The sequence below is a fragment of the Ruegeria sp. HU-ET01832 genome (assembly GCF_040371315.1).
Lineage (GTDB): Bacteria > Pseudomonadota > Alphaproteobacteria > Rhodobacterales > Rhodobacteraceae > Ruegeria > Ruegeria lacuscaerulensis_A.
In genome coordinates this window covers 277,687-301,695 of the sequence record NZ_BAABWL010000005.1, presented here as the reverse complement: position 1 = coordinate 301,695, position 24,009 = coordinate 277,687, and the positions used below count along the sequence as shown (strand labels likewise).

Sequence of the window (24,009 nt, the reverse complement as noted above, 5' to 3'; positions counted from 1 at the left end):
TCTGTTGTCTTCTGGTCGACAATGCACGCGCGCGTGATCGCATTCAGCGACTCAGTTTTTCGAAATTTATTTTTGCTTAAATATTGATCGTTTATCCAATGGGTGCGACAAAACGACAGAACGCAAGTCGTTCGTTGGCACGGAGGTATAGATGACGGCCACAAAAGAACCCAGCTTTCGCGAAAGTGTTGACCTGATGTTCAACAGGGCGGCGTCCCTGATGGATCTGCCTCCGGGGCTGGAAGAGAAGATCAGGGTTTGCAACGCCACTTACACGGTGCGGTTCGGTGTTCGCCTGCGCGGTGATATTCATACGTTCACCGGCTACCGGTCTGTTCATTCCGAACACATGGAGCCCGTTAAAGGTGGCATCCGCTACGCTTTGGCCGTCAATCAGGATGAAGTTGAGGCGCTGGCAGCGCTGATGACCTACAAATGTGCGCTGGTTGAAACACCTTTTGGCGGCTCGAAAGGCGGGCTGTGTATCGACCCGCGACAGTATGAGGATCATGAGCTGGAGCAAATCACGCGCCGGTTTGCCTACGAACTGGCCAAGCGGGATCTGATCAACCCGTCCCAGAACGTCCCAGCCCCCGACATGGGGACCGGCGAGCGTGAGATGGCGTGGATGGCCGACCAATATGCCCGGATGAACACAACGGACATCAATGCGCGGGCCTGTGTTACCGGCAAGCCGTTGAACGCGGGTGGTATCGCCGGGCGGGTCGAGGCAACCGGTCGTGGTGTTCAATACGCGCTGCGAGAATTCTTTCGCCATCCTGAGGACATTCAGAAAGCTGGGCTTACTGGAAAGTTGGACGGCAAACGCGTGATCGTCCAGGGCTTGGGCAATGTGGGCTATCATGCCGCAAAATTCCTCAGCGAAGAGGATGGCGCGATTGTCACCGGCATCATCGAATGGGATGGCGCGCTGTATAATCCGGAAGGGATCGACGTTGAGTCCGTTCGGCAGTGGATCGTCAAACATGGTGGCGTCAAGGATTACCCGGACGCGACCCATTCCGCCGAGGGGGCGGTGGTGTTGGAAGAGGACTGCGATATCCTCATCCCGGCGGCGCTGGAAGGCGTGATCAATCTGTCAAATGCCGAACGCATAAAGGCCCCGCTGATCATCGAGGCTGCGAACGGTCCTGTGACGGCGGGTGCGGATGAAATATTGCGCAAAAAGGGTACCGTGATCATTCCTGACATGTATGCCAATGCCGGCGGTGTGACGGTGTCGTATTTCGAGTGGGTCAAAAACCTGAGCCATATCCGCTTTGGCCGGATGCAGCGCCGTCAGGAAGAAGCCCGGCATGAGCTGATCGTCAGCGAGTTGGAGCGTCTGGATCGGTATCTGGGCGATGCGTGGTCTATGTCACCGGATTTCAAGGCCAAATACCTGAAAGGTGCGGATGAACTTGAGCTGGTGCGCTCGGGCCTCGATGACACGATGCGGATTGCGTATCAGTCCATGCGTGAGGTTTGGCATAGCCGCGATGATGTCGAAGACCTGCGCACAGCCGCTTATATCGTGGCGATAGACCGGGTCTCGAAAAGCTATCGGGCCAAAGGACTTTGAGGAAAATGCAGGGGCGGAAATTGGTCGCCCCTGCGCAACACGAAGGCGTGAGGTTCAAAACGGCAATGGCCGGTTGGCTTTGCGGCGGATAAGCTGCTGCGACAGAAACGAATCCCGGAGACCCTCATGTTGCGTATCGCCATAGCGGCCATTGTTCTGGCTACTCCTCTGGCCGCTCAAGAAACCAAGGAACAGAGCTGCAAATTCCAGTCAGACGTCGTGGCTGCCATCCAGCAGGCAAGGCTGGACCGGGTAAAGGAACGGGACGTGGCACAGGCAGTGGCAGAGTCAGGGCCGACATGGCCCGAGAACTACAACGCGGCGATTCCCCTGATCACTCCGTGGGTCTATAAACAAAAGATGCGTGATGTGAGGAAAAAAGACCTCGGCGCTGCTTGGCTGGAGCTGTGCCTGCAGCAGTAATCCACATCCATTGCATTTCGCTGTGGATAAGCGCAGGCCATCCCCTTGGCCTGCGTTTTCATTTCTGGCAGGTTTGTCTCCATGTCTTTGCCCCCCGGATTTCTTGACGAATTGCGCACGCGCCTCAGCCTGTCTCAGGTCGTCGGCCGCAAGGTCATGTGGGACCCGCGAAAGTCCAATCAGGGCAAGGGTGACATGTGGGCACCGTGCCCATTTCACCATGAAAAGACCGCCTCGTTCCATGTGGATGACCAAAAGGGGTTCTATTATTGCTTCGGCTGCCACGCCAAAGGCGACGCGATCAGTTTCGTGAAAGAGACCGAGAATGTCTCGTTCATCGAAGCTGTCGAGATTCTGGCGCGCGAAGCAGGGATGCCGATGCCGCAGCGCGATCCCAAGGCGCAGGAAAAGCAGGACCGCCGCGCGCAACTGGCCGAGGTGATGGAGAAGGCAGTGCAGTTCTTCCGCCTGCAGCTCAAAACCGGGGCAGGGAGTGCCGCACGCGATTACCTGACCCGTCGAGGATTGGACGCGCAGGCGCTGGACCGGTGGGAGATCGGATTTGCCCCCGATGGGTGGCAGGCCCTGTGGGATCATTTAACTGGTAAGAATGTGGCGGAAGATCTGATCCTCGGGGCGGGTCTAGCCAAGCCGTCGAACAAGGGTAAAAAGCCCTATGACACGTTCCGCAATCGGATCATGTTCCCTATCCGCGACCCGCGCGGGCGCTGTATTGCGTTTGGCGGCCGGGCGATGGACCCGAATGACAATGCGAAATACCTGAACTCACCCGAGACCGAGTTGTTCGATAAGGGCCGCAGCCTCTATAACCACGGCCCCGCACGGCAAGCGGCAGGGAAGGGGCAACCGCTGATCGTGGCCGAAGGCTATATGGACGTAATCGCACTGGCCGAGGCAGGGTTTGGCGCTTCGGTGGCGCCCTTGGGTACCGCGATTACCGAGCACCAGTTGCAACTGCTTTGGCGGATTTCCAATGAGCCGATCATCGCGTTGGACGGCGACACGGCGGGCTTGCGCGCCGCGATGCGCGCGGTTGACTTGGCCTTGCCACTGCTTGAGGCCGGGAAATCCTTACGGTTTGCGTTGATGCCCGAGGGCAAAGACCCCGATGACCTGTTACGTGCCGAGGGGCCGGGGGCCGTTCAAACGGTGTTGGAAGGCGCGATCCCCATGGTCAAACTGCTGTGGCAGCGCGAGACCGAAGGCAAAGTCTTCGACAGTCCCGAGCGCAAAGCGGCGCTGGACAAGGCGCTGCGCGACAAGATCAAGCTGATCCGTGACCCTTCGATCCGCTTGCATTATGGGCAAGAGATTAAGGATCTGCGCTGGCAACTGTTCCGCCCGCAGCGTCAGCCTCAGAACCGATCGTGGCAGCCGCGCGGTAAATGGCAACCTAAGCCGACGGCGACACCGGGCGCGCGCGCGTCATTCTTGGCGTCGTCCGAAGGTGCGGAAATCCAACTGCGCGAGGCAGCGATTTTGGCAATTGCGGCGTTGAACCCGCAAGTGGTTGTGCAGTTCGAAATTCAGTTGGAAGAGATGGAGTGCCGTGACCCTGACCACGCCGCCCTGCGCCACGCCATTCTGCGTCATGCGATTGACGACCCCGAGAACCTGAAAGACCACATAGCCGAAACTTTGGGGGCTGAGGCCCTTGAAAACCTGCTGGCCCTTCGCCATGTCGCAGTGATCCCTTGCGTGCATAAACCGGGCGATGTCGAAAAGGCCGAAATGACACTGGCCGAGGAACTCGCAAAGATCAAAGCTCTCAAGGGGTTGGACGCAGAGATTGCCGAAGCGGAGGAGGAGCTGTCGGATCTGGCAGATGAGGCGTTGACATATCGGCTGGCTCAGGCGGCCGAAGAGCGCAACCGCACAAGCCGTAGCCAGAATGAAGACAGGGCGATTTTCGACGTGGCCGACAATGGCGCGCGAATCAATCGTGACGAGAAAGACGCGTTTGAGGCAATCATGTCCGGGATCAATTTTGAGCGGAAACGCCGGTAAACTGGTGTTTTCGTAAGGCACTGGAAAAGAAAAACGGGTAAACGGGTAGCCGAATCACTTCTACGCGCTAATGATTCGGTTCAATCGAATCACCCATCCCTGCAGGAGCATTGAATGGCCGCCAAAGACACGACCGAAGATCGCAAATCCGACGAGCAGGAACAGGAAATCTCGCTGGACATGAGCCAGGCCCAGGTCAAGAAGATGATCGCTGAGGCCCGCGAGAAAGGGTACATCACCTACGACCAGCTTAATCAGGTTCTGCCGCCGGATCAGGTCAGCTCGGAACAGATCGAAGACGTGATGTCGATGCTGTCCGAGATGGGCATCAACATCATCGAAGATGAAGAAGCCGAAGAAGAAGAAAACAAAGGCTCGACCGAACTGACCACGACAGAAAGCAACCGCGAGGTTGCGCTGGCCGGGGCGGGGACCGAAAAGCTGGACCGTACCGACGACCCTGTGCGCATGTACCTGCGCGAGATGGGCAGCGTCGAACTGCTGAGCCGCGAGGGCGAAATTGCCATCGCCAAGCGGATCGAGGCTGGTCGGAACACCATGATTGCCGGTCTGTGCGAAAGCCCGCTGACGTTCCAGGCGATCACCATCTGGCATGACGAATTGCTGTCCGAAGACATTCTGCTGCGCGACGTCATTGATCTGGAGGCCACCTTTGGCAACCAGATGGACGAAGACGGCGATGTCGAGGAAACGGTAGTCGATACCTCCAACGTGCAGGCCGCCAAGCCTGAGAAAGAGGATAAAGGCCCCGAGCTGGATGCTGACGGCAACCCGCTGAACAACGATGACGACGATGACGACGACGATCAGGCCAATATGTCGCTGGCCGCGATGGAAGCGGCGCTGAAGGATCAGGTTCTGACCACGCTGGAACGCATCTCGACCGACTTCTCGATGCTGTCGGAAATGCAGGACAGCCGGATTTCGGCCACACTGAACGAAGACGGCACCTTCAGCGAGCAGGACGAGGCAACATACCAAAAGTTGCGCGCCGAGATTGTTGAACTGGTGAATGGGCTGCACCTGCATAACAACCGGATCGAAGCGCTGATCGACCAGCTTTACGGTATCAACCGCCGCGTGATGTCGCTGGACAGCTCAATGGTGAAGCTGGCGGATCAGGCACGCATCAACCGTCGGGAATTCATTGACGCCTATCGCGGGCGGGAGCTGGACCCGAACTGGTTGTCGGATATGGCGGAAAAGCCGGGCCGGGGCTGGCAGATGTTCATCGAACGCTCGACCGCAAAGGTCGAGGAACTGCGCAATGATATGGCTCAGGTCGGTCAGTATGTCGGCTTGGACATCCCCGAATTCCGCCGCATCGTGCAGCAGGTTCAGAAGGGCGAGAAAGAGGCGCGGCAGGCCAAGAAGGAAATGGTCGAAGCCAACCTGCGTCTGGTGATCTCGATCGCCAAAAAATACACGAACCGTGGCCTGCAATTCCTTGATCTTATTCAGGAAGGCAACATCGGCCTTATGAAAGCGGTGGACAAATTTGAATACCGCCGCGGCTACAAATTCTCGACCTATGCGACATGGTGGATTCGTCAGGCGATCACGCGAAGCATCGCGGATCAGGCGCGCACGATCCGTATTCCGGTCCATATGATCGAAACGATCAACAAGCTGGTGCGGACCGGCCGCCAGATGCTGCACGAAATCGGCCGGGAGCCCACGCCCGAGGAACTGGCCGAAAAGCTGCAGATGCCGCTGGAGAAGGTTCGCAAGGTGATGAAAATCGCCAAAGAGCCGATCTCACTGGAAACGCCAATTGGCGACGAGGAAGACAGCCAGTTGGGCGATTTCATCGAGGACAAGAATGCCGTGCTGCCGCTGGACAGCGCCATTCAGGAAAACCTCAAGGAAACGACCACACGGGTTCTGGCCTCGCTCACCCCGCGTGAGGAACGGGTTCTGCGGATGCGGTTTGGCATCGGCATGAACACTGACCACACGCTGGAAGAGGTTGGCCAGCAGTTCAGCGTGACCCGCGAACGTATTCGCCAGATTGAGGCGAAGGCGCTAAGGAAGCTGAAACACCCAAGCCGGTCGCGCAAGTTGCGGTCATTCTTGGATCAATAGACAAATAGGCGCCTCATCTGAGGCGCTTATTTTTTTGCGCGGGTGGTGAAAGTGGCCGGTCCAAAATTCAAATTGGCAGAAAGTCACAAGTGTCATCTGGCTTGGTCGCCTATTTCCGTTTTGTCCACTCATGGGACGGGCCGGGGAGAGGCGACGGTGCCGATGACCCCCGGTCTCAGGCCCCGGAAGTAAAATCCAGTCTGCTGCGGAATGTGCTGGGTGCCTGACCTGTCCAGCGTTTGAATGCTGTCGAGAACGCTGGTTGATCAGCGTAACCAAGTGAAAATGCGATCTCAGACAAGGGCATGCCGTTTGTGATAAATGTTTGCGCCAGATCGCAACGCAGGTCATCGACAATCTCGCGATAACTGGTTCCTTCGTCTTTAAGACGACGTGCAAAGGTGCGCGCGCTGAGGCCAAGGTTGGCGGCAGCGTCATCCGCCTGAATGATCGCTCCGGGCAGAGAGCGGGTGATCAAGCCTTCAACCCGAGCACGTAGTTTTTGCTTGGGCTGTCGGTGTTCTGCGATGACTCGGTCTCCGTATTCCAACAAATGCGCGCGCAGCTTGGGGTCATAAGTTGGGACAGGTAGATCAAGCGATGATAGTGCCAGCACGATTTCAATTCGTTCCGCCCCAAAGATGACTGGAAAACCCGCAAGCTTTTGGTAGGCGGTCCGATTGCCTCCTGTTTCATGTTGAAAACGTATTTCCATTGGGAAGAAATCAATCTGAGTCAGGTTTCGCATTCGTGCCAGACCTGCAAATACTAAAAACTCTGTGCGTCTGTGGTATCGAGCAAAGCTGGCATCTTTCCATTCAGCCTCGATCGACGCGAAATTCCCTGCGACGCGCAAACTGAACATCAGAGCCGGGTCAATGATCCCGTGAAAACGCGAGGTATTTTCTAGAACTTGTTTCAAATCTCGCGAGTATTTGCTGATGTATGCGGTAAGGCTTGAGGAAGATCGGTATTCTAACCCGGCCGCTGCGGCAAAAGTCGGGTCCTCAAGAATATCGCAGGCATATCTGGCAAAGAGGGCTTCTGTGTGGGCGCTACAAGTGCCCGCAGAAACCGTGATGTCATCGCGCTGTATGTTACATTTTTCCAATACTCGATCTGTGACAGCAGGATTCTGTGTCTTGTGATCAAGCATGCGCGTCAAAAGCTGAATACGTGAGATATCGACGTCCATGCAGTATCTTATCGCGATATCTGTTTGTTTGCACCCTTGCTGAGAGGTGTGGGACGCATCCGCCGTGACATAAATCCGTAAAACGTTGGCAAAAAGTCACATGCGCTTTGGGCGGCAAACCCGTATTTCTGTCACGTTGCCGGGTCAGCGCCTTTTTGGGGATGGGGCCAGAGCCCAGACGATAATTCGAGCAGGCATACTGTGGCTCCCCGGCACGCCCATTCCTGCTGTTGCCTGTGTCGCATTGTGGCGTCGTGTTTGCGGTGTCACTTTGGTGGAAATTACGGCAAAGGCGATTTTAAGATGCACGACATTGCATTGGACGAATTGGTTAAGAGCCAAGATTTTATTGTGTTTGATGGCGAATGCGTGCTGTGCACCGGCTTTTTTCGTTTCATGCTGAAACGGGATAGGGCGCAAAGGTTCAAGTTTGTAACTGCGCAGTCCGAGTTGGGGCGAAATCTCTATTCAGATCTTAAATTACCGACACAGGATTTTGAAACGAACCTCGTCGTGTTGAACGGTCAAGTTTATCAACGGTTGGATGCATTTGCTGCAGCCATGCAGGCTCTGCCGGGGATGTGGCCCGTCGTGTCCCTGTGCAAATATCTGCCTGGGGTGGTTAAGGACCCGATGTATCACGTTTTGGCGCGCAACAGATATGCCTTGTTTGGTCGGGCTGATACCTGCTTGGTTCCGGACAAAGATCTAATGTCGCGCTTTCTTCCCAAAGGGTACTAGATGCAACCTGATCCGTTTTGGCAAGCGTTGCCGGCGCAGTCAGTGTTGCCCGACGCCTTGCGGCACCTGCACGGCAGTCAGGGAACCTATTCGGGTTTCTGTGATATTGAGCGTGGCCGCGGCCTGTTGGTTCATATGGCTTTGTGGCTTGGAAGGTTCCCCACTGGTGGCCGCAATGTTCCTGTCTCTTTATCCGTAACAAAACGGGACAGGGCATGGATATGGGTCAGGAATTTCAACGGCCAGACGACCAGGTCGCGGATCGGCTATAGGTCAGGCTACGTACTCGAGCGGATGGGCCCATTGACCTTGTGGCTGAAACCCGTGCTTTTCGATGGGCAGTTGTCTATTCATCTGCACCGGTTACGCTTGTGGGGAATCCCGTGCCCAAAGCTCATAGTACCCAGGTCTAATACGTTTGAGTGGCAGGATGACGAAGGGCGCTTTCGGTTTGATGTGTCCGCCCAGATGCCTGTTTTGGGTTTGCTGATCCGATATCACGGATGGCTAACAGCTGATCACGCAAAACAGGACGTGGGCTGAATTGATCGTGAACCCGCTTTGCCGTTGGGCGGGTTATACTGTTTCCAGTCTTACCTCGTAACAGGAAAGAGTATGATTATGAAACAGGTTATGACTTACGCTGCGCTTGCCGCATTTGTTCTGACTACACCGCTTTCGGCCGCTGGCTTTGCGCGATTTGGGTTTCAGACGGTCTCGGTCAATGCCAACGTCTACGAAGTGATCCCGCGTGGGCGCAATGATGTTGATGGGTATTGGTGTGCCGCTGCCGATTATGCCCGCAGGACTTTGGGCGCAGGTTGGAAACAGCCGATCTATGTAGTGCGCGGTTATGGACCCAGCGAAGCAACTGGACGCCGGACTGCTGTGCAGTTTTCCGTCAGTCCTCCGCCTGGTGTTGATTTGAACGTCAGGTCAATCAACGTCGGCTTTGTTGCTGGTCAAAGCAGATCGGTTCAGAGTGCGAACGCACTGTGCTATCGTCGGCAAATCTTTGACGACTAAGCGAGAATGAGCACCTGTTGCAGACCGAGTTTATTATTTCGACACGCGGACCGGGGTTATATGAATTCACCCCGGACGTAGGTAACTGGCTAAACTCGGTCAAACGCGACGGGCTGCTGACGTTGTTTGTGCGCCATACGTCCTGTTCTCTGGTGATACAAGAGAACGCGGATCCCGAGGTGCAAACTGACCTGAGTGCTTTCTTTGAGAGGCTGGTTCCGCCCTCGGATCATCCATCGATGTCCTATTTACGGCACACTTATGAAGGCCCAGATGACATGCCAGCACACATAAAGGCTGCCTTGCTGCCGGTATCATTGACGATCCCAGTGGCAAGTGGCCGTCCGGCTCTGGGCACATGGCAAGGGATCTATTTGTTTGAACATCGTTCAGCGCCCCACCACCGAAAGGTCGCTGCGCATTTCGCGTGACCCCTTTATCTTGCGGTGAAAAATTCCGACTACCCAAATCCTAGCGGCTGCCCTATAGTTGTGGATAAGTAAGCCACAGCGCTTACAATTGGAGGCGGAATTAGGGACGAGGAGACGGCGGATGCGCTGCCCGTTTTGCGGAAATATTGACACTCAGGTAAAAGATTCACGCCCCGCAGAGGATCATGTCGCGATCCGCAGGCGCCGGTTCTGTCCTGCGTGTGGCGGACGTTTCACGACCTATGAACGGGTGCAGCTACGTGATCTGGTTGTGATCAAAACCAATGGCAAACGGGAAGATTTTGACCGCGACAAACTGGAACGGTCTATCCGTATCTCGATGCAGAAACGACCAATCGACCCCGAACGTATTGATCAGATGATCTCGGGGATTGTGCGCCGCCTTGAAAGCATGGGTGAGACCGATATCCCGTCGAACAAAATTGGCGAGATCGTCATGGAAGCGTTGGCGCGCATTGACACGGTTGCTTATGTGCGCTTTGCAAGCGTGTACAAGAATTTCCAGGCGGCCGATGATTTCGAGGAGTTTGTCCACGAACTGCGCCCGCCGCAGCCTTCGTCTGACGAGTGAACGACACAGATAAACGATACATGGCGTTGGCCCTGTCTTTGGGGCAACGCGGTCAAGGCACGTGTTGGCCAAACCCCTCGGTGGGATGTGTTATCGTGCGCGATGGTCGGATTATTGGGCGAGGTTGGACCCAACCCGGCGGACGACCGCATGCGGAAACCGTTGCGTTGGCACAGGCTGGTGAAACGGCCAAAGGCGCGACGGCCTATGTCTCGCTGGAGCCTTGCGCACATCATGGGAAAACCCCTCCTTGCACGGATGCGCTGATCGCAGCGGGGGTTGCGCGCGTGGTTTCACCGGTCGAGGACAGTGATCCGCGTGTTGCGGGGCAGGGCTTCGCCAAATTGCGCGAAGCCGGCATCGAAGTCACGACAGGTGTTTTGGCCGCGCAGGCCGAACGTGACCACGCAGGTTTTTTCTTGCGGATGGAGCAGGGGCGCCCGTTCATAACCCTTAAATTGGCGAACAGTTTCGATGGCCGGATCGCGACGGCCAGTGGTCATAGCCAGTGGATCACCGGTCCGCAGGCGCGGCGAGAAGTCCACGCGATGCGCGCGCGTCACGACGCGGTTATGGTCGGCGCAGGTACTGCGCGGGCCGATGACCCTTCACTGACCGTCCGTAATCTTGGTGTGGCGCAGCAACCTGTCCGTATCGTTGTCTCGCGCCATCTTGATATCCCATTGATGAGCCAACTCGCCCGATCCGCCAAGCAAGTTCCGGTTTGGCTGTGCCACGGCCATGCCCCCGATGCCGAGCGGGCCCGGGCATGGGAGGGGCTAGGGGCCAAATTGATCCCTTGCGCATTGCAAGATCACCAGATTGATGCTGCGGATATGTTGCAACAACTGGGGCAGGCGGGGCTGACACGTGTTTTCTGCGAAGGCGGCTCGGCGTTGGCGGCATCTTTGTTGGCGCAGGATCTGGTTGACGAACTGGTCGGATTTAGCGCGGGTCTGACCATCGGTGCAGAAGGTTTGCCAGGGATCGGAGCATTGGGACTGGAGACGCTGGACGCAGCCCCCCGGTTTGAATTGATGGAAACGCGCGCTGTTGGCCCCGACGTCATGCATCGCTGGCGGCGGTCACTGCGCTAGCGTCGCCATAGATGAGCATGTGTCGCAAAGGCGCCCTGCAACTTAGATAGCAATCGTAACATCGGCGGCCCTTTGATTCCTTCACGGTCGGTCAGGCGCTGCAGCGCGACCTCGACCGGGCAGGGGTTGCCTGTGATCGGGTCCAGATACCGCGGGTAGTCGATCAACGCGGCATGGGCCAAACCCAACACTGTGGGACGTGCGCCACGCCGGGCCGGGACGGTGCCGAGGTCCTGCGTCAACCCCCAACCCGCATAGAAGGGGGCACCGACAGTGGTCACAGGCAGGTTGCGGATTAGCGCCTCGAACCCAAGCAAAGAAGTCATTGTCCAGACTTCATTGACTTGAGGCAAAAGCTGGGCCGGATCCGTATCGCGTACGATGACATCAGCGAGGCCGTCGGCATCTATCGCACCGTCTCGTAGACTGGCCTCGACATCTGGGTGGGGCTTATAGATCAAAACAGCGTCCGGGTTCTTGTCCCGTACCATCTGTAACAGTTCAAGGTTGGTACGGATCGTTCCGGTCCCTAACACTATCGAGGCGTCGTCCTCTACTTGTCCGGGTACAAGAATGCGATGCCCCTTGGGCAAGTCCGGTACTAGGCCGCCGATATTGTATTTGCTGATCTGCCCCGAGGTGATTTTCTCGACCAACCTGTCTGCGCGCAGCTCCTGATCCGGGCGCAGAGTTTCCCGTTGGGCGATCAGCTGTTCAAGCCGACTAGCTCGCGTCGGGTCGTAATATATACCCAGATCATCGGCGACCAGCGAGACGGGCGGAACCAAGGCAGCGCCCAAACCACGGGACCGCAGGAAACCATCCTCGATCCTAACAACACTCTCTTGCCCTTCGGCTCGACTGGCCCAAACCATATGTGGTTTTTCGGAAGACGGAGGAGCGCTTTTGGTAAAGCGAATTTTGGTCTCGCGCCCAAACATCCTTTGAAGATGACGACGTTTCCACAAACGCATCCCCGAGGCGGTCCAGCCCGCGTGATCCTGACGCCATGCGCGGGTCTGCGCCTCTAACGTATCCAGAACCATTTCCAATTCGCAAAGCTGATCCCTGTAGGGGTCGTACCAAGTAGGATAAAGGATCATGGCGGCCGCAAAAAGCTGGGCTGGCGTCAGGCTGCGCTGACGGCGGGGCAGGTATTCTTCGTCCTGCGTTAGGCCCCAGCCCGCATAGAAGGGTTGACCAAAGACGCGGGGCTTGTGGCCTGCCAAAACTGCCTCGAACCCAAATTGCGAAGACAGGGTGTAGACGCCCACTGCACCTTCAAGCAAGTCCCACGGGCTGATCGGGTCTTCAAACAAAGCGACACGACCTGATTGGTCCAGATCAGTGAAATACCCACTGCGATGGCCACTAATGGTTTCGGGGTGGGTTTTGATCAACACGCGCGCGCCTGGGTGCTCTTCTTGCGCCATGACCAACATTTCGCGGAACCGGGCCGCGTCGCCTTTGCTGGCAGTAACCGATGCATCGTCTTGGGCCTGATCGACAACCAACACATACCCCGGCGCCGGCAGAGACTTAGTGACTTCAAACCCCGAATACTTGCTGAGATGCAGTTCCTTCATCCGCGCAATCGCACCGCGCGCCCGGTTCAGCAGGGCCGTATCATCCAAAGGGTGCGTCGCCAGCAAAGTCTCAAGATCGGATGGGCGCATAGGGTCGAAGTGTAGACCGGACCGGTCCAGCAATAGGCCTAGCGGCGGTTCGCCATCCCGACCAGGATGCAAAGATCGCAGAAAAGCATCTTCGACACGCAAGACAGGGGATTTGTGTTTTTCTGCGATATTCAAGCCGCGGTGGGCGGTTGGACTGTTGCCCCATATGGCAACGGTGTCTCCGTCTTTGGCTGGACCCAGCCGAATGTCGTAGCCCGCAAGCTTAAGAATGCGACGAATACGGCGATTGGTCAGGAAACCGCCATTGTAGACACGCAGGCGGGAACGCTGTTCCTCGGCCATCGCCGCAACCGACATCACCCGCCTGTCAGGGTCGTGACGTTGGCCAGCGGTGTAAGCCCGCCCGCGATCAGCGATATCGACTTGCTCCACTGCGCATAGGGCGCTTCGGTAACGTAGATCGTGTCGTCGTCGCGGATGACGAAATCACGGGCTACGAACAAGCCGTTTGGTGCAGTAAGGTTAAGCAGGTAAATCACCCGCTGTTCGCCCTGCAAGTCCGAGCGTCCCATGACCGAACGGGCAATGTCCTGTCGTTCGTTTCGCAGCACGAAGATGCCGGTAGGGTCCGAGGACAGGGACTGTAGCCCTCCGACTTGGGCCAAAGCTTCGAGTGCAGTCAAATCTTGACTGTCGAACGCAACACGTGACTGTCCGGTAGCCCCTAGGGCGACGTAAGACCGACTGTCGGCCTCGACCAATATGCGGTCACCGGCGCGCAGTGCGATATCCAGCTTTGGATTGGTGAACAGGTCATTGTACCAGACCGTTCCCCGTTGATTGCCCCGAATAACGGTAACAAGTGCGATGTCAGACCCGACTGAAACGCCTCCGGCTTGGGACAACATGCCAGCCAGAGTGCGGGTCGGGCTTTCGATAGGATATATACCTGGCGAGCCAATCTCGCCGTTCAGCGTAACGGTTGAACCGTTTCCGGCTGTCCGCCGGACCTCGACCTGTGGATCTGGTGTTTGGTCTTGCAGTTTGCTTGTGATCAGTTGGCGCAGCTGTTCGGGGGTATTCCCAGAGGCCCTGACACGACCGGCATAAGGAACAAAGATAAACCCTTCACTGTCCACTTGAATTTGATCCAGCGTCGTCGCGCCGCCGATATCTGAAGAAAGCAGCCCGTCATCGACGTTCTCCCAGACCGACAGGCTCAGAGAGTCACCGGGGCGCACTGTATCGGCGGCCAGGTTTGGCGCGCTGAGGAAAGACTGCGAAAACCCGAATTGGGGAACAGCGGACGTGACCTCGGTGATACGATCATCCACTTCGACTATGAACGCATTGCCACCATTCTGAACTGAGCCAGCCAAAATTTCATTCTTGCTTGGGCCAGATTTGGGAAGCTGACACCCGGCCAAAAAGCCAAAAACGGCAACAAGGAAAAATCCCCGTGCCCATTGGAGCGGAAAGCACTGCACTGCCGAATATCCTCAGTCTTCTTTTGTTTGTCTTAAGTTAGCTTGTCATTGCGTTGACTTCCAGCATCAAGCCGTTTGTTTCCTTCAACGATCTTCAACTGTGGCGTCTGCGCCGCGTTACCCGACAGCAGTGTCTCATAGGGGTCGCATTGGGCAAGCAACATATCCGTTACACGCCGCAGCAACTGCCGCCGACCGCGTCTGGAGTAAAACCCTCCGGGCACCTGACAGGTTTTAAGCAGGAACTGGCGATAAGCCTGATACGCGGCCGTGTCAGGAGGGTTGGGGTTGCCAAAAAACTGGGCAAATGTCTGTCCCGAGATGAACTCGGGCTTGTTGTAGACGGACCGCCCGAAACTGCGCAGCGGAATTCCGCGCCACAAAACTTGCTGTCCGGCGGTCGAGTTGATGGTGACAGCGGAATTCGCCTCGTTCAACAGCCGCGCAAGCTTTCCACCCGGCACATAGTGGACACGGTCGCCGACACAATGGGTGTTGGCGATTTGACGGGTTCTGCGGTTCAGGGGTTCTCGGTGGTTTTCAAGCGGATGTTCTTTGATGACAAGCTGGTGGTGACGCGGTGCCCCATCAGCAAAGCCCTTGATGGCCTGTTCCAGAAATTCTGACATGTTGGAATAGTCGGAATGCGATTGAACCGAGCTGTCATGCCCCAATTGCAGCAGCACAAGATGATATGGCATACCGCTGCTGCGAGCGCGAAACGTCGCCCAGCGTCGTTGCAAGCGGTGAAAGGGCATCAGCATAAGCCGTTTGAAATATAGCTTAAATTCCTTGGAAACTGGCAGCTCTCTGTGCCGCTGGAAGTTGCGATACCTCTGATTGAGGAACAACAAAAACCAATGATAAAGCGCACCATAAAAGATGTGCTGTCGCATGTCGCCCCAATGCGAGGGCGGCGGGGGATCCTGAGTGTCCGAGCGTTCGAGGGCCTGTTCCATCTGCGGGATCGTAAGCGACATCAGGCGAGAGTTCCCGTTCGATCCCATGCGTTCATAAGTGACCCACCACGGACGCAGATAACCTTCTTCGAACACATGCACGGTTATGTTTCGTTCGCTGGCAATCTTGATTGCTTGGGCATGTATTGGGCGTGCGTCGCCGTATAAGACGAGGTCGGTCACACCAAGCGTCTCAGTCAGCCCGCGGAAACTTTCAGGCCATTGCTCAGGACGGTCGGTAAAGGGAATATAGCTTGCACGGTCGAACCAGAACGCGCGGTCACCGGCATTGAAGCCCACACGCCGAACCTCGGCACCTGTTTTGCGCAGCACGCGTGCGAGTGCATTGAAAAACGGTCCGTGCGGTCCCTGTAGAAACAGGAAAACACGGCGCTCAGAGCCTTTTGTGAGTGGTGGCATTGGTGCTGCTCTTGCTCGTTGGTGAGAAATTTATGCCTTTTTGTGCTGCGTCCGGCAAGGCGGGCCTTGCCCGGAACCGCCGATGCGCTTACCTCGACAAGTAGACTGGATGGAATATTAGGAACCGAAGGGTAAAGGAAATGTTCACAGGTATCGTCACCGATGTTGGCACCATTGTCGAACTTGACCAACAGGGCGACCTGCGGGCGCGGATCAAGACCGCCTATAAGACATCCGGCATCGATATAGGTGCCTCAATCGCAAGCGATGGGGTGTGCCTGACCGTCATCGCCTTGGGGGACGACTGGTATGATGTTCAGATCAGTGCCGAGACGGTATCCAAGACGAACCTGTCTAACTGGTCGGTCGGCAAAAATGTCAATCTGGAACGCGCTCTTAAAGTCGGGGATGAGTTGGGCGGTCATATCGTGTCTGGGCACGTGGACGGAGTCGCCGAGGTCGTTGCTATCGAGGATGAAGGCGACAGTACCCGTGTGACCTTGCGCGCGCCCAAGGATCTTGCGCGCTTTATCGCACCCAAGGGTTCGGTTGCGCTGAACGGGACGTCTCTGACCGTCAACGATGTGGACGGCAGTGACTTTGGTATCAACTTCATCCCTCACACCAAAGAGGTTACGACATGGGGCGATGTTGCGATTGGAGACAAAGTCAACCTCGAGATCGACACGCTGGCCCGTTACGTTGCCCGCTTGGCAGAAATGTCCTGAGTTAAACGCCGCGTTCTGACCGGTTCGGGACGTTTGCAGACTGGTCTTTGCGCGCGGGGTGGTCTATCCACCCGTGCAAACACGCTCTGCGAAAGGCTGCCCAATGAGCTTTGAAACCCCCGGACCCGTCGAGGCACAACTGCGCGACGCGATCAGCCCGATTGAAGAGATCATCGAAGAGGCGCGCAAAGGCCGGATGTATATTCTGGTCGACCACGAAGACCGTGAGAATGAAGGCGATCTGATTATCGCCGCCGAGTTTGCGGATGCCGAGGCGATCAACTTCATGGCCACCCATGGGCGCGGACTGATCTGCCTGCCGATGACCGCGGAAAGGGTGGATGCGCTGGGCCTGCCGATGATGGCGGTGAACAATTCCTCGCGTCATGAAACCGCGTTCACCGTGTCGATCGAGGCACGCGAAGGTGTGTCGACCGGGATTTCCGCCGCTGACCGCGCCCTGACTGTTGCGACGGCCATCAATGAACAAAACACGATGGCGGCCATTGCCACCCCGGGCCATGTCTTCCCCCTACGCGCCAAGCGGGGCGGGGTGCTGGTGCGTGCGGGCCATACCGAGGCGGCGGTTGATATCTCGCGCTTGGCCGGGCTGAACCCTTCGGGCGTGATCTGCGAGATCATGAAGCCCGACGGCACAATGGCGCGTCTGCCCGATCTGGTGGAATTCGCACAAACCCATGACATGAAAATCGGTACGATCAGCGACCTGATCACCTATCGATCCCGCAATGACAATCTGGTGGTTGAGACGTCTCGTGAAACCGTCAATTCGGAATATGGTGGCGAATGGGAAATGCGGCTGTTCACTGACCAGCTTCATGGCATCGAACATGTGGTCATGATCAAAGGCGACATCACCACGCCCGAGCCCGTTCTGACCCGCACCCATGCTTTGCACGAAGCGCCGGATATCTTGGGCCTCGGGCCTAAATCTTCGCGCGAACTGCCGCGTGCGATGGAGAAGATCGCCGAAGAGGGGCGCGGCGTCGTCTGTCTGTTCCGCCAACCGCGCAACTCGCTTTATGCGGTCGAGGATGAAGGCCCTCGGACCATCAAACAAACAGGACTAGGGTCTCAGATCCTGTCCAAATTGGGAATTCACGAGCTGGTGCTGCTGACCGACTCGCCCGAAACCGTATATCTGGGGCTCGACGCGTTTGGCCTGTCCATCGTCGGCACCCGTTCCATCCTCAAGGAAGACTGATCGTGGCTGAACAAGACAAACACGGCGTCCTGCCGACCCCGACATTCGACAACCCGGTGAAACTGCTGCTGGTGGTGGCCCCGTTCTATCGTGCCATTGCCGACAACATGGTCGCTGGCGCCAAGGCCGAGATCGAGGCGGCGGGCGGCACTTGTGACGTGGTCGAGGTTCCCGGCGCGTTGGAGATTCCGACCGCCATCGCCATGGCTGACCGGCAGTGCAACTATGATGGCTATGTCGCGCTGGGCTGCGTTATTCGCGGCGAGACCACGCATTATGAAACGGTGTGCAACGATTCCAGTCGCGCCATTCAGTTGATGGGCCTACAGGGCCTGCTGATTGGTAACGGCATCCTGACCGTCGAGAACGACGAACAGGCCGAGGTTCGCGCCAATCCAGAAAAGATGAATAAAGGGGGCGGGGCAGCCGCTGCGGCCTTGCATCTGATCGCGCTCAGCCGTAAGTGGGGCTCTTCCAAAAAGGGCGTGGGCTTCAAGCCGCCGTCCGAGTCCATCCTTGTGGCGGGCGACAGCAACGGATCCACGACAGCATGACCCAGACAGACGCGCCGAAACCGGCCAACCAGAAACGCCTGATGAAATCCGCCGCCCGGCTTTACGCCGTGCAGGCGCTGTTCCAGATGGAGCAGTCAGGCCAGACGACCGAAGCAGTCGTGACCGAGTTTCTGGATCACCGGTTTGGTGCCGTTTATGAGGGGGAAGAGATGCTGGACGGCGATATCCGCCTGTTCCGCAAACTGGTCGAGGACGCCGTGAACTATCAGGCCCCCATCGACCAGATGACCGACCGCGCGCTGGTGGCCAAATGGCCCATCGCACGTATCGACCCCACTCTGCGCGCCGCTTTCCGCGCCGCCGGGGCCGAACTGACCCAGAGTGACACACCGCCCAAAGTGGTCATCACCGAATTCGTTGACGTGGCCCGCGCCTTTTTCCCCGAAGGCAAAGAGCCGAAATTCGTAAACGCTGTACTGGACCACATGGCGCGCGAGGCTCAGCCCGAGGCGTTCTGACGCCTTTACTCAGAGCATCCGAAGGCTACGCTTGTGACCAAACAAGGAGTGCCGCTATGCCCAAGCTCATCCGTCTTTATATCACTCAGGTTATCTGGGGATTTGTGATCTCGGCCGTATTTGTCGGCGTGCTGTTGGCTGTGAACGTGGCCAATCTGCGCGGGTTGATTTGGGGTTCGGATGTTGGGTTGGTGGCACTCGTCATGATCTGGTTCATGAACGGCATCGTTTTTGCAGGTGTCCAGTTCGCCTACAAGATCATGAGCATGGCGGAAAGGCCCGGTGGTCCGCGCCGTGGATCACCCGTCGTTAATGTGTTCAAACCTGTGCTGGCCAAGCAAGGCTCACGCGCAGAGCGCTGATAATTTTAGAAAATTGTGGCGGGACCACCAGTCAACCGTGCGGTGTGATTCCCGAGGACCTGTATGTACAGGTGGGCGCCAGGTAATCAGGCCAGGACCTGAACAGAGCCAGCCCCCTCGGAATTGCTTAAGGCCACCAGAATGCTACCAGTCACAAGAAGGGCAGAACCCGCCAAGCGCTTAGTTAGGGCGTCTGGCGGGCTGGCACAAGGGGTTAAGCGTCAACAGTCTCGTGCAGGGCTTTGCGCATCTTGCCGAAATGCTCGTCCCACCCGTTGTCCAGGGCCAGGATTAGGCCGAAAGCCTCTGCGCCTTGTGGCAGGCCTTCGTGCTCCAATGACAATCGCGTGCCGCCGTCTACGGGTTCTAACGTCCATTTGACCACGCTGACAGCGTCCCCCATCGGTTTCACCGTGAAGGTATATTCAAGATACTGCGGTTTGCGCGCCTCACGCACCTCTCCCCAGATCAATAGATCGCCACTTGTGGTCCCGAACATCTCAAGTCTTTGTCCTGCTGCCAGTGGGCGTTCGGGCTTGTGAAACCATTCGGCAAGATGTTCCGGTTCGGTCAGATAGGCCCAGACGGTGTCCGGTTCGGCGCGCAGGAAGATGGTCTTTTGCAAAACTGCTTTGGTCATGTCTCTTTCCTCTCAATGGCTTCTTTCAAGGTGCGAAGGCGCTCGTCCCAGAACTGATCAAAGAAGCTCAACCAATCCAGAACAGGGGCCATTCCCTTGGGTTCAAGACGGTTGATGCGTTCTCTCCCCCGAGCTTCGACCCGGATGAGGCCCCCGTCCGACAACACGGTCAGGTGTTTCTTGACGGCCGCTCGGGTCATGTCGAAGCAATCTGTCAGTTGCGCGATTGTCATATCCTGCGATGCAAGCATCTGAACGATGTCCCGGCGCGTGGGGTCCGCAAGCGCGCGAAACGCGTTTTGGATTTGGTCAGGCATCCGTTTCCCCATATTCGATACCATTTGGTTTTATATTTATTCAATACCATATGGTATCATGTCAACGGTAATCTCACCCTTGCAATTTGTTCACGAATTGTTCACATTTTCCCAATGACATTGGATCTACAACCCGGCCAGAAGCTAGCACGCGGCGTGGCGCGTCATCTCAGCGCGCACGGTTTTGTTTCTGTTGAGGAATTCGTGCCGGCGCGCGGGTTGCGTGTGGACGTTATGGGGTTGGGCCCCAAGGGTGAATTGTGGGTAGTGGAATGCAAATCCAGCCGAGCCGATTACCAATCGGATTCCAAGTGGCAGGGCTATTTGGAGTGGTGTGATCGGTTTTTCTGGGCCGTGGATACAGATTTTCCGACCGAGCTGTTGCCGCCTGAGACGGGGCTAATTATCGCCGATGCCTACGATGCTGAAATAGTTCGAATGGCACCCGAGGATAAACTGGCACCAGCACGTCGCAAAAAGATGATCCAGAAATTCGCCACAGATGCGGCCCGGAGACTACACGCGTTGCGCGACCCAAGGCTTTGATACTTCAGCCTTTAACAGCCAGAGCAGCCTGAGCAGCAGCACGGATTTCTTCCGCTATCTCTTCGGCTTCGTCCGGTTCAAAGTCCATCGGAATCTCGACGCCATCCGCCTCAATGAACAGACGTACCATACCTCGATCGGTTGGGCCGATCTGCAGATTTGCCTGAATGTCACGTTCGGTGTTGATGCTCATTTGCGCCTCCGGGGATGAGGGTCTGTGCTAGCGCGCAAAGACTTGAGAATCAAGACAGAGATGCGCTCAGATACAGTATGAACGATGTAGAAATCAGACTCTTTCGTGCGTCAGATGTGCCTTGGTTGGTAGAGCAGCACGCAATCCTATACGAGCGCGATGAAGGGTTCGACAAAAGCTTTGCCCGGTTGGTGCACAACATACTTGACGAGTTCGTGGCCAGTCATGACCCCAAATGCGAATGCGGTTGGGTGGCCGAGCAGGCAGGTGATCGCCTTGGGAGTATTTTTTGTGTCCGGCTAGATGAGGACACAGCGAAACTGCGGCTTTTTTTCCTGGTGCCAGAGGCGAGGGGGAAGGGGCTTGGCAAACGCTTGTTGCGCACCTGTATGAACCACGCGCGTGCTGTTGGTTTCACGCAAATGTCACTATGGACCCATGAAAGCCATAGGGCGGCTTGCGCGCTTTACAAAGCTGAAGGGTGGCATTTGACGGACAGCAAACCAGTGCATTCCTTTGGGGTCGATCTTGTCGAACAAAGCTGGAAAATTCGGCTTTAATCCTCTTGCATTCCCCCGGCGCGTTCGGTAAATCGCCCCTCACGAGTGCCGCCTTAGCTCAGTTGGTTAGAGCGCTGGATTGTGGATCCAGAGGTCCCCTGTTCAAGCCAGGGAGGCGGTACCATTTCCTCGAAAAACGCGAAAAACGAAACGCACAGGGCAGAGCCGTGCGCGTGTTGTGTTGCGAAAAGGTGCGCCGGGGTCAGCGCACCAGATTCAGCCTCAGTTTCATTTTACTGCGTTTGGCAACCGGCAGATGCCGGTTCAGACGCTTGTTGACCATTCCAAATCCCCAGATCACGGCCAGAGTCAGCAAGATGAAATAAAAGGCCAGAATCGGGTAGGGGACAAACGGATTGAAAGTCTTGTCCGCGAAATATCCCGCGTAATACAGAGCGTCCCCGCGCTGCTGCCAGACCGGGAAGGCCGAGAAGAAGACCAGCGTGGTTGCGTGGAACAGAAAAATCGCCTCGTTGGTGTAGGCAGGCCAAGCCAGCCGCAGCATGGTGGGCCAGATGATGCGGCGGAACCGTGGCCAGCCGGTCATGCCATAGGCGTCTGCGGCCTCGATATCGCCCTTGGGGATCGAACGTAGCGCGCCATAGAAGATCTCGCCCGAATAGGCTGCCGTGTTGAAGAACAGCACGATTAGCGCGCCCAACCAAGCGGATGTCAGGGCGTCAAGGAAGGGAAAATTCTGTTTGAGGGAGAGGAAGAAGAAATAGGCAAAGAAAAACTGGATAAACAGTGGCGAGCCTCGGAAAAGGAAGATGAACCATTCCGAAGGTTTGCGCAGCCATTTCTTTGTCGACGCTTTTCCCATGGCCAGTGCAGTGGCCAGAAAGAACCCGGTGATCAGCGCCATGATGCCGAAATAGATATTCCAGATCATGCCCGAGCCGATCAGGGTGAAATGTTCGCATAGCGTGAAACCATCGCGTGGCAGCAACCGCTCACCAATCCCGATCGAACGCAGGCCGTAATCCTGAATAGTCTGAAGACAACTCATGCCGTCGTCTCCTTACGCAGCAACTCTCCGCCTGAGGTGGCCTGACCGTGCGACAGTCGGCGCATCAGTCGTTCCAGGCCAATCTCGGACACACGGGTCATTCCAAGGTAAAACACCAGCAGAGCAAGGAAGTACCACATACGCCAGTCACCATGGGGGTATTGGGTGAATTTCGGGTTCTTGATCGCGCCCAGCTCACGTGCCCAGTACACGATATCTTCGATGCCCAGCAGGAACAGAAGCGGCGTGGCCTTTATCAACACCATCCAAAGGTTGGATAAGCCGGGCAGGGCATAAACCCACATCTGAGGAACCAGAACGCGCCAAAAGGTCTGGCGATTTGTCATGCCATAAGCAGCGGCCGTCTCTAGTTGTGCATGGGGAACCGCGCGCATACCGCCAAACAAGACGTTCGCTGCAAAGGCACCAAAAACGATCGAAAAGGTAATAACGGCCAGAAAGAACCCATAGGTTTCGTGGACCCATTCAGGGGATGTGCCCAGCGGCAATTTCGCAGCCTGACAGACGATAAAATCATTGCCTTGCCTAACCGGGTCCGTCCATTCGGGGCACAGAACTTTGTGTCGCGTCCATTCGAACGCCTGATCCAAAGCGATTACGAAGAACATGAAAAAGGCAATGTCAGGGACACCGCGCACGACGGCGATGTAGCCTTTGCCAAGCCATGCCAGCGGCAAAAAATGAGATCGGGCCGCCATCGCTCCAAGAAAGCCAAACCCCAATGCCACAGGCGCGGTGATTGCCAGCAGCAGCAGAACCTTGAAGAAGGACAGGTAGAACAGCCAATGGACACCGTTGGTCAGGTAACAGGAGAACCAACGGACCGTGCCGAGCGTTTCGGGATCAGTGCAGAACGAGAAAATGGCGGGCCTCTTTGACTTGCAAGGGCTCAGATGCGGCGCGCCCTGTGATCGGGCGCTCCGCTGAGGTTTGGATTAGAAGGTCGAAGACACTTCCCATTTGGTGATAAGCGCGTTCAAGCTGCCGTCATCCTTCATGGATTGGATCGCCGTGTTGAACTTTTCTTTCAGCTCACCGTCGGATTCGCGGATGCCCATACCGACACCGCCACCCAGCGGCACTTCGTCACCAACGAATACCATGCCCGAGCCGTCTTCGGTGAAGGGCGCCAGGAAGGATTTATCCGCCAGGACTGCATCCGCCTCACCGTTCTGAACGGCTGCGATTGTTTCTTCGGGGCTGGCGAATTCGACCAGAGTCGCGCCGGAATCGGCGACATAGCCCGCCTGAATGGTGCCGGTCTGCGCAGCGATCACACCACCGGCAAGATCAACGCCATCGGACATCGCAACATAAGCAGACGGATCCGGCGGCGTGTAGTTTTGGGTGAAGTCGATGACTTCGTCACGTTCGTCGGTGATCGACATACCGGCGATGATGGCATCGTAGTTGCCCGACACCAGGTTCGGGATGATCGAATCCCAATCGTTCTTGACCCATTCACATTCCAGGTTAGCGCGTTTGCACAGCTCGTCGCCCAGCTCACGCTCAAACCCGTCGATTTCGCCAGCATCGTTGACGAAGTTCCACGGAGCATAGGCGCCTTCCGTGCCAAGACGGACGGTGTCCGCCATTGCCATACCAGCGCCGAGCGCCAGGGCTGCTGTGGTCAGAATCAGTTTTTTCATTG

27 protein-coding genes and 1 tRNA gene are annotated in these 24,009 nt (G+C 56.7%); 18 read left to right on the top strand and 10 right to left on the bottom strand.

From position 1 onward, the window contains the following. The first annotated feature begins 151 nt into the window (after positions 1–151). The 4 genes from ABWV79_RS16560 to rpoD all read left to right on the top strand — a co-directional run bounded on the left by ABWV79_RS16560 (position 152) and on the right by rpoD (position 6,139). A complete protein-coding gene (locus ABWV79_RS16560) occupies positions 152–1,582 on the top strand; it encodes a Glu/Leu/Phe/Val family dehydrogenase (RefSeq protein ID WP_170352734.1) in 1,431 nt (476 codons plus the stop codon). 126 nt (positions 1,583–1,708) lie between these two features. Beyond that, positions 1,709–2,005, top strand: coding sequence for a hypothetical protein (locus tag ABWV79_RS16555; protein WP_353393289.1), 297 nt, complete (start codon positions 1,709–1,711; stop codon positions 2,003–2,005). An 81-nt stretch (positions 2,006–2,086) separates the two neighbouring features. Next, positions 2,087–4,033 carry a DNA primase gene (gene dnaG, locus ABWV79_RS16550; protein WP_353393287.1) on the top strand — a complete coding sequence of 649 codons (1,947 nt, stop codon included), beginning with the start codon at positions 2,087–2,089 and terminating at the stop codon, positions 4,031–4,033. A 114-nt stretch (positions 4,034–4,147) separates the two neighbouring features. After that, a complete protein-coding gene (gene rpoD, locus ABWV79_RS16545) occupies positions 4,148–6,139 on the top strand; it encodes an RNA polymerase sigma factor RpoD (protein ID WP_353393285.1) in 1,992 nt (663 codons plus the stop codon). A gap of 175 nt (positions 6,140–6,314) precedes the next feature. Here rpoD and ABWV79_RS16540 read toward each other — a convergent pair whose 3' ends face one another. Beyond that, positions 6,315–7,334 carry an AraC family transcriptional regulator gene (locus ABWV79_RS16540; RefSeq protein ID WP_170352738.1) on the bottom strand — a complete coding sequence of 340 codons (1,020 nt, stop codon included), beginning with the start codon at positions 7,332–7,334 and terminating at the stop codon, positions 6,315–6,317. Positions 7,335–7,637: 303 nt separating this feature from the next. Between ABWV79_RS16540 and ABWV79_RS16535 the strand changes: the two genes are divergently transcribed. From ABWV79_RS16535 to ribD, 6 genes are all read left to right on the top strand, one after another. Then, positions 7,638–8,075: a thiol-disulfide oxidoreductase DCC family protein gene (locus tag ABWV79_RS16535; RefSeq protein WP_353393283.1), complete on the top strand. Its 438-nt coding sequence runs from the start codon at positions 7,638–7,640 to the stop codon at positions 8,073–8,075. Beyond that, entirely contained in the window at positions 8,076–8,618 is a 543-nt protein-coding gene (locus ABWV79_RS16530; protein ID WP_353393281.1) for a DUF4166 domain-containing protein, read from the top strand. A gap of 78 nt (positions 8,619–8,696) precedes the next feature. Next, a complete protein-coding gene (locus tag ABWV79_RS16525; protein WP_353393279.1) occupies positions 8,697–9,101 on the top strand; it encodes a hypothetical protein in 405 nt (134 codons plus the stop codon). 17 nt (positions 9,102–9,118) lie between these two features. Then, the gene (locus ABWV79_RS16520) at positions 9,119–9,532 is read left to right on the top strand and encodes a secondary thiamine-phosphate synthase enzyme YjbQ (RefSeq protein ID WP_170750550.1); all 414 of its coding nucleotides are present in this window, start codon (positions 9,119–9,121) and stop codon (positions 9,530–9,532) included. Positions 9,533–9,653: 121 nt separating this feature from the next. Beyond that, entirely contained in the window at positions 9,654–10,124 is a 471-nt protein-coding gene (gene nrdR / locus ABWV79_RS16515; RefSeq protein WP_170352743.1) for a transcriptional regulator NrdR, read from the top strand. Next, positions 10,121–11,221 carry a bifunctional diaminohydroxyphosphoribosylaminopyrimidine deaminase/5-amino-6-(5-phosphoribosylamino)uracil reductase RibD gene (gene ribD / locus ABWV79_RS16510; protein WP_353393276.1) on the top strand — a complete coding sequence of 367 codons (1,101 nt, stop codon included), beginning with the start codon at positions 10,121–10,123 and terminating at the stop codon, positions 11,219–11,221. Before nrdR ends, ribD begins: the two co-directional genes overlap by 4 nt. Here ribD and ABWV79_RS16505 read toward each other — a convergent pair. From ABWV79_RS16505 to ABWV79_RS16495, 3 genes are read right to left on the bottom strand one after another with little or no spacing between them, the layout of a single operon-like run. Further along, positions 11,218–13,215, bottom strand: coding sequence for a capsule polysaccharide biogenesis protein (locus ABWV79_RS16505; RefSeq protein ID WP_353393452.1), 1,998 nt, complete (start codon positions 13,213–13,215; stop codon positions 11,218–11,220). The two genes, ribD and ABWV79_RS16505, sit on opposite strands and share 4 nt — an antisense overlap. Beyond that, a complete protein-coding gene (locus ABWV79_RS16500) occupies positions 13,215–14,345 on the bottom strand; it encodes a polysaccharide biosynthesis/export family protein (RefSeq protein WP_170352744.1) in 1,131 nt (376 codons plus the stop codon). Before ABWV79_RS16500 ends, ABWV79_RS16505 begins: the two co-directional genes overlap by 1 nt. A 32-nt stretch (positions 14,346–14,377) precedes the next feature. Next, on the bottom strand, positions 14,378–15,724 hold the full coding sequence (locus ABWV79_RS16495) for a capsule polysaccharide biogenesis protein (protein ID WP_170352745.1): 1,347 nt from the start codon (positions 15,722–15,724) through the stop codon (positions 14,378–14,380). A 140-nt stretch (positions 15,725–15,864) separates the two neighbouring features. On the opposite strand from ABWV79_RS16495, the gene ABWV79_RS16490 reads away from it, so the two are divergent. The 5 genes from ABWV79_RS16490 (at position 15,865) to ABWV79_RS16470 (ending at position 19,072) form a co-directional block, all read left to right on the top strand. Then, the gene (locus ABWV79_RS16490; protein ID WP_353393274.1) at positions 15,865–16,452 is read left to right on the top strand and encodes a riboflavin synthase; all 588 of its coding nucleotides are present in this window, start codon (positions 15,865–15,867) and stop codon (positions 16,450–16,452) included. A 103-nt stretch (positions 16,453–16,555) separates the two neighbouring features. Further along, complete coding sequence (gene ribB / locus ABWV79_RS16485) at positions 16,556–17,677, top strand: 3,4-dihydroxy-2-butanone-4-phosphate synthase (RefSeq protein WP_353393272.1); 1,122 nt, start codon at positions 16,556–16,558, stop codon at positions 17,675–17,677. Positions 17,678–17,679: 2 nt separating this feature from the next. Further along, entirely contained in the window at positions 17,680–18,231 is a 552-nt protein-coding gene (locus tag ABWV79_RS16480) for a 6,7-dimethyl-8-ribityllumazine synthase (RefSeq protein ID WP_170352748.1), read from the top strand. Further along, complete coding sequence (nusB, locus tag ABWV79_RS16475; RefSeq protein WP_170784329.1) at positions 18,228–18,710, top strand: transcription antitermination factor NusB; 483 nt, start codon at positions 18,228–18,230, stop codon at positions 18,708–18,710. The genes ABWV79_RS16480 and nusB overlap by 4 nt, the downstream gene beginning before the upstream one ends. Positions 18,711–18,766: 56 nt before the next feature. Continuing rightward, a complete protein-coding gene (locus ABWV79_RS16470) occupies positions 18,767–19,072 on the top strand; it encodes a hypothetical protein (protein ID WP_170352750.1) in 306 nt (101 codons plus the stop codon). Between the two features lie 214 nt (positions 19,073–19,286). Here the strand turns inward: ABWV79_RS16470 and ABWV79_RS16465 are convergent, their stop codons facing one another. Both ABWV79_RS16465 and ABWV79_RS16460 read right to left on the bottom strand, forming a co-directional pair. Then, positions 19,287–19,712, bottom strand: a complete 426-nt coding sequence (locus ABWV79_RS16465) for an SRPBCC family protein (RefSeq protein WP_170352751.1) — start codon at positions 19,710–19,712, stop codon at positions 19,287–19,289. Then, entirely contained in the window at positions 19,709–20,029 is a 321-nt protein-coding gene (locus ABWV79_RS16460; protein ID WP_353393269.1) for an ArsR/SmtB family transcription factor, read from the bottom strand. Before ABWV79_RS16460 ends, ABWV79_RS16465 begins: the two co-directional genes overlap by 4 nt. A gap of 114 nt (positions 20,030–20,143) precedes the next feature. Between ABWV79_RS16460 and ABWV79_RS16455 the strand changes: the two genes are divergently transcribed. Continuing rightward, positions 20,144–20,575 (top strand): MmcB family DNA repair protein, encoded by a 432-nt coding sequence (locus ABWV79_RS16455; RefSeq protein WP_170750566.1) that lies wholly within the window; start codon positions 20,144–20,146, stop codon positions 20,573–20,575. Positions 20,576–20,579: 4 nt separating this feature from the next. On the opposite strand, the gene ABWV79_RS16450 is transcribed toward ABWV79_RS16455, so the two are convergent. Then, complete coding sequence (locus ABWV79_RS16450) at positions 20,580–20,768, bottom strand: DUF6324 family protein (RefSeq protein WP_170352754.1); 189 nt, start codon at positions 20,766–20,768, stop codon at positions 20,580–20,582. A 77-nt stretch (positions 20,769–20,845) separates the two neighbouring features. Here ABWV79_RS16450 and ABWV79_RS16445 point away from each other — a divergent pair, with 77 nt between their 5' ends. Together ABWV79_RS16445 and ABWV79_RS16440 are read left to right on the top strand one after the other, a co-directional pair. Next, positions 20,846–21,328 (top strand): GNAT family N-acetyltransferase, encoded by a 483-nt coding sequence (locus ABWV79_RS16445; RefSeq protein WP_353393266.1) that lies wholly within the window; start codon positions 20,846–20,848, stop codon positions 21,326–21,328. A gap of 47 nt (positions 21,329–21,375) precedes the next feature. Then, a tRNA-His gene (locus ABWV79_RS16440) sits at positions 21,376–21,452 on the top strand. 78 nt (positions 21,453–21,530) lie between these two features. Here the strand turns inward: ABWV79_RS16440 and ABWV79_RS16435 are convergent. The 3 genes from ABWV79_RS16435 to ABWV79_RS16425 all read right to left on the bottom strand — a co-directional run bounded on the left by ABWV79_RS16435 (position 21,531) and on the right by ABWV79_RS16425 (position 24,007). Then, the gene (locus ABWV79_RS16435) at positions 21,531–22,337 is read right to left on the bottom strand and encodes an ABC transporter permease (protein ID WP_353393264.1); all 807 of its coding nucleotides are present in this window, start codon (positions 22,335–22,337) and stop codon (positions 21,531–21,533) included. Next, on the bottom strand, positions 22,334–23,221 hold the full coding sequence (locus ABWV79_RS16430; protein WP_170751365.1) for an ABC transporter permease: 888 nt from the start codon (positions 23,219–23,221) through the stop codon (positions 22,334–22,336). Before ABWV79_RS16430 ends, ABWV79_RS16435 begins: the two co-directional genes overlap by 4 nt. 72 nt (positions 23,222–23,293) lie before the next feature. Further along, the gene (locus ABWV79_RS16425) at positions 23,294–24,007 is read right to left on the bottom strand and encodes a transporter substrate-binding domain-containing protein (protein ID WP_170352757.1); all 714 of its coding nucleotides are present in this window, start codon (positions 24,005–24,007) and stop codon (positions 23,294–23,296) included. Positions 24,008–24,009: the final 2 nt, after the last annotated feature.

Excerpts from the sequence above, each read along its gene's own strand:
- ABWV79_RS16560 (WP_170352734.1), top strand. The coding sequence starts at position 152 with ATGACGGCCACAAAAGAACCCAGCTTTCGCGAAAGTGTTGACCTGATG.
- ABWV79_RS16555 (WP_353393289.1), top strand. The coding sequence starts at position 1,709 with ATGTTGCGTATCGCCATAGCGGCCATTGTTCTGGCTACTCCTCTGGCC.
- dnaG (WP_353393287.1), top strand. The coding sequence starts at position 2,087 with ATGTCTTTGCCCCCCGGATTTCTTGACGAATTGCGCACGCGCCTCAGC.
- rpoD (WP_353393285.1), top strand. The coding sequence starts at position 4,148 with ATGGCCGCCAAAGACACGACCGAAGATCGCAAATCCGACGAGCAGGAA.
- ABWV79_RS16540 (WP_170352738.1), bottom strand. The coding sequence starts at position 7,334 with ATGGACGTCGATATCTCACGTATTCAGCTTTTGACGCGCATGCTTGAT.
- ABWV79_RS16535 (WP_353393283.1), top strand. The coding sequence starts at position 7,638 with ATGCACGACATTGCATTGGACGAATTGGTTAAGAGCCAAGATTTTATT.
- ABWV79_RS16530 (WP_353393281.1), top strand. The coding sequence starts at position 8,076 with ATGCAACCTGATCCGTTTTGGCAAGCGTTGCCGGCGCAGTCAGTGTTG.
- ABWV79_RS16525 (WP_353393279.1), top strand. The coding sequence starts at position 8,697 with ATGAAACAGGTTATGACTTACGCTGCGCTTGCCGCATTTGTTCTGACT.
- nrdR (WP_170352743.1), top strand. The coding sequence starts at position 9,654 with ATGCGCTGCCCGTTTTGCGGAAATATTGACACTCAGGTAAAAGATTCA.
- ABWV79_RS16505 (WP_353393452.1), bottom strand. The coding sequence starts at position 13,215 with ATGTCGGTTGCGGCGATGGCCGAGGAACAGCGTTCCCGCCTGCGTGTC.
- ABWV79_RS16495 (WP_170352745.1), bottom strand. The coding sequence starts at position 15,724 with ATGCCACCACTCACAAAAGGCTCTGAGCGCCGTGTTTTCCTGTTTCTA.
- ABWV79_RS16490 (WP_353393274.1), top strand. The coding sequence starts at position 15,865 with ATGTTCACAGGTATCGTCACCGATGTTGGCACCATTGTCGAACTTGAC.
- ribB (WP_353393272.1), top strand. The coding sequence starts at position 16,556 with ATGAGCTTTGAAACCCCCGGACCCGTCGAGGCACAACTGCGCGACGCG.
- nusB (WP_170784329.1), top strand. The coding sequence starts at position 18,228 with ATGACCCAGACAGACGCGCCGAAACCGGCCAACCAGAAACGCCTGATG.
- ABWV79_RS16470 (WP_170352750.1), top strand. The coding sequence starts at position 18,767 with ATGCCCAAGCTCATCCGTCTTTATATCACTCAGGTTATCTGGGGATTT.
- ABWV79_RS16465 (WP_170352751.1), bottom strand. The coding sequence starts at position 19,712 with ATGACCAAAGCAGTTTTGCAAAAGACCATCTTCCTGCGCGCCGAACCG.
- ABWV79_RS16460 (WP_353393269.1), bottom strand. The coding sequence starts at position 20,029 with ATGCCTGACCAAATCCAAAACGCGTTTCGCGCGCTTGCGGACCCCACG.
- ABWV79_RS16455 (WP_170750566.1), top strand. The coding sequence starts at position 20,144 with ATGACATTGGATCTACAACCCGGCCAGAAGCTAGCACGCGGCGTGGCG.
- ABWV79_RS16450 (WP_170352754.1), bottom strand. The coding sequence starts at position 20,768 with ATGAGCATCAACACCGAACGTGACATTCAGGCAAATCTGCAGATCGGC.
- ABWV79_RS16445 (WP_353393266.1), top strand. The coding sequence starts at position 20,846 with ATGAACGATGTAGAAATCAGACTCTTTCGTGCGTCAGATGTGCCTTGG.
- ABWV79_RS16435 (WP_353393264.1), bottom strand. The coding sequence starts at position 22,337 with ATGAGTTGTCTTCAGACTATTCAGGATTACGGCCTGCGTTCGATCGGG.
- ABWV79_RS16425 (WP_170352757.1), bottom strand. The coding sequence starts at position 24,007 with ATGAAAAAACTGATTCTGACCACAGCAGCCCTGGCGCTCGGCGCTGGT.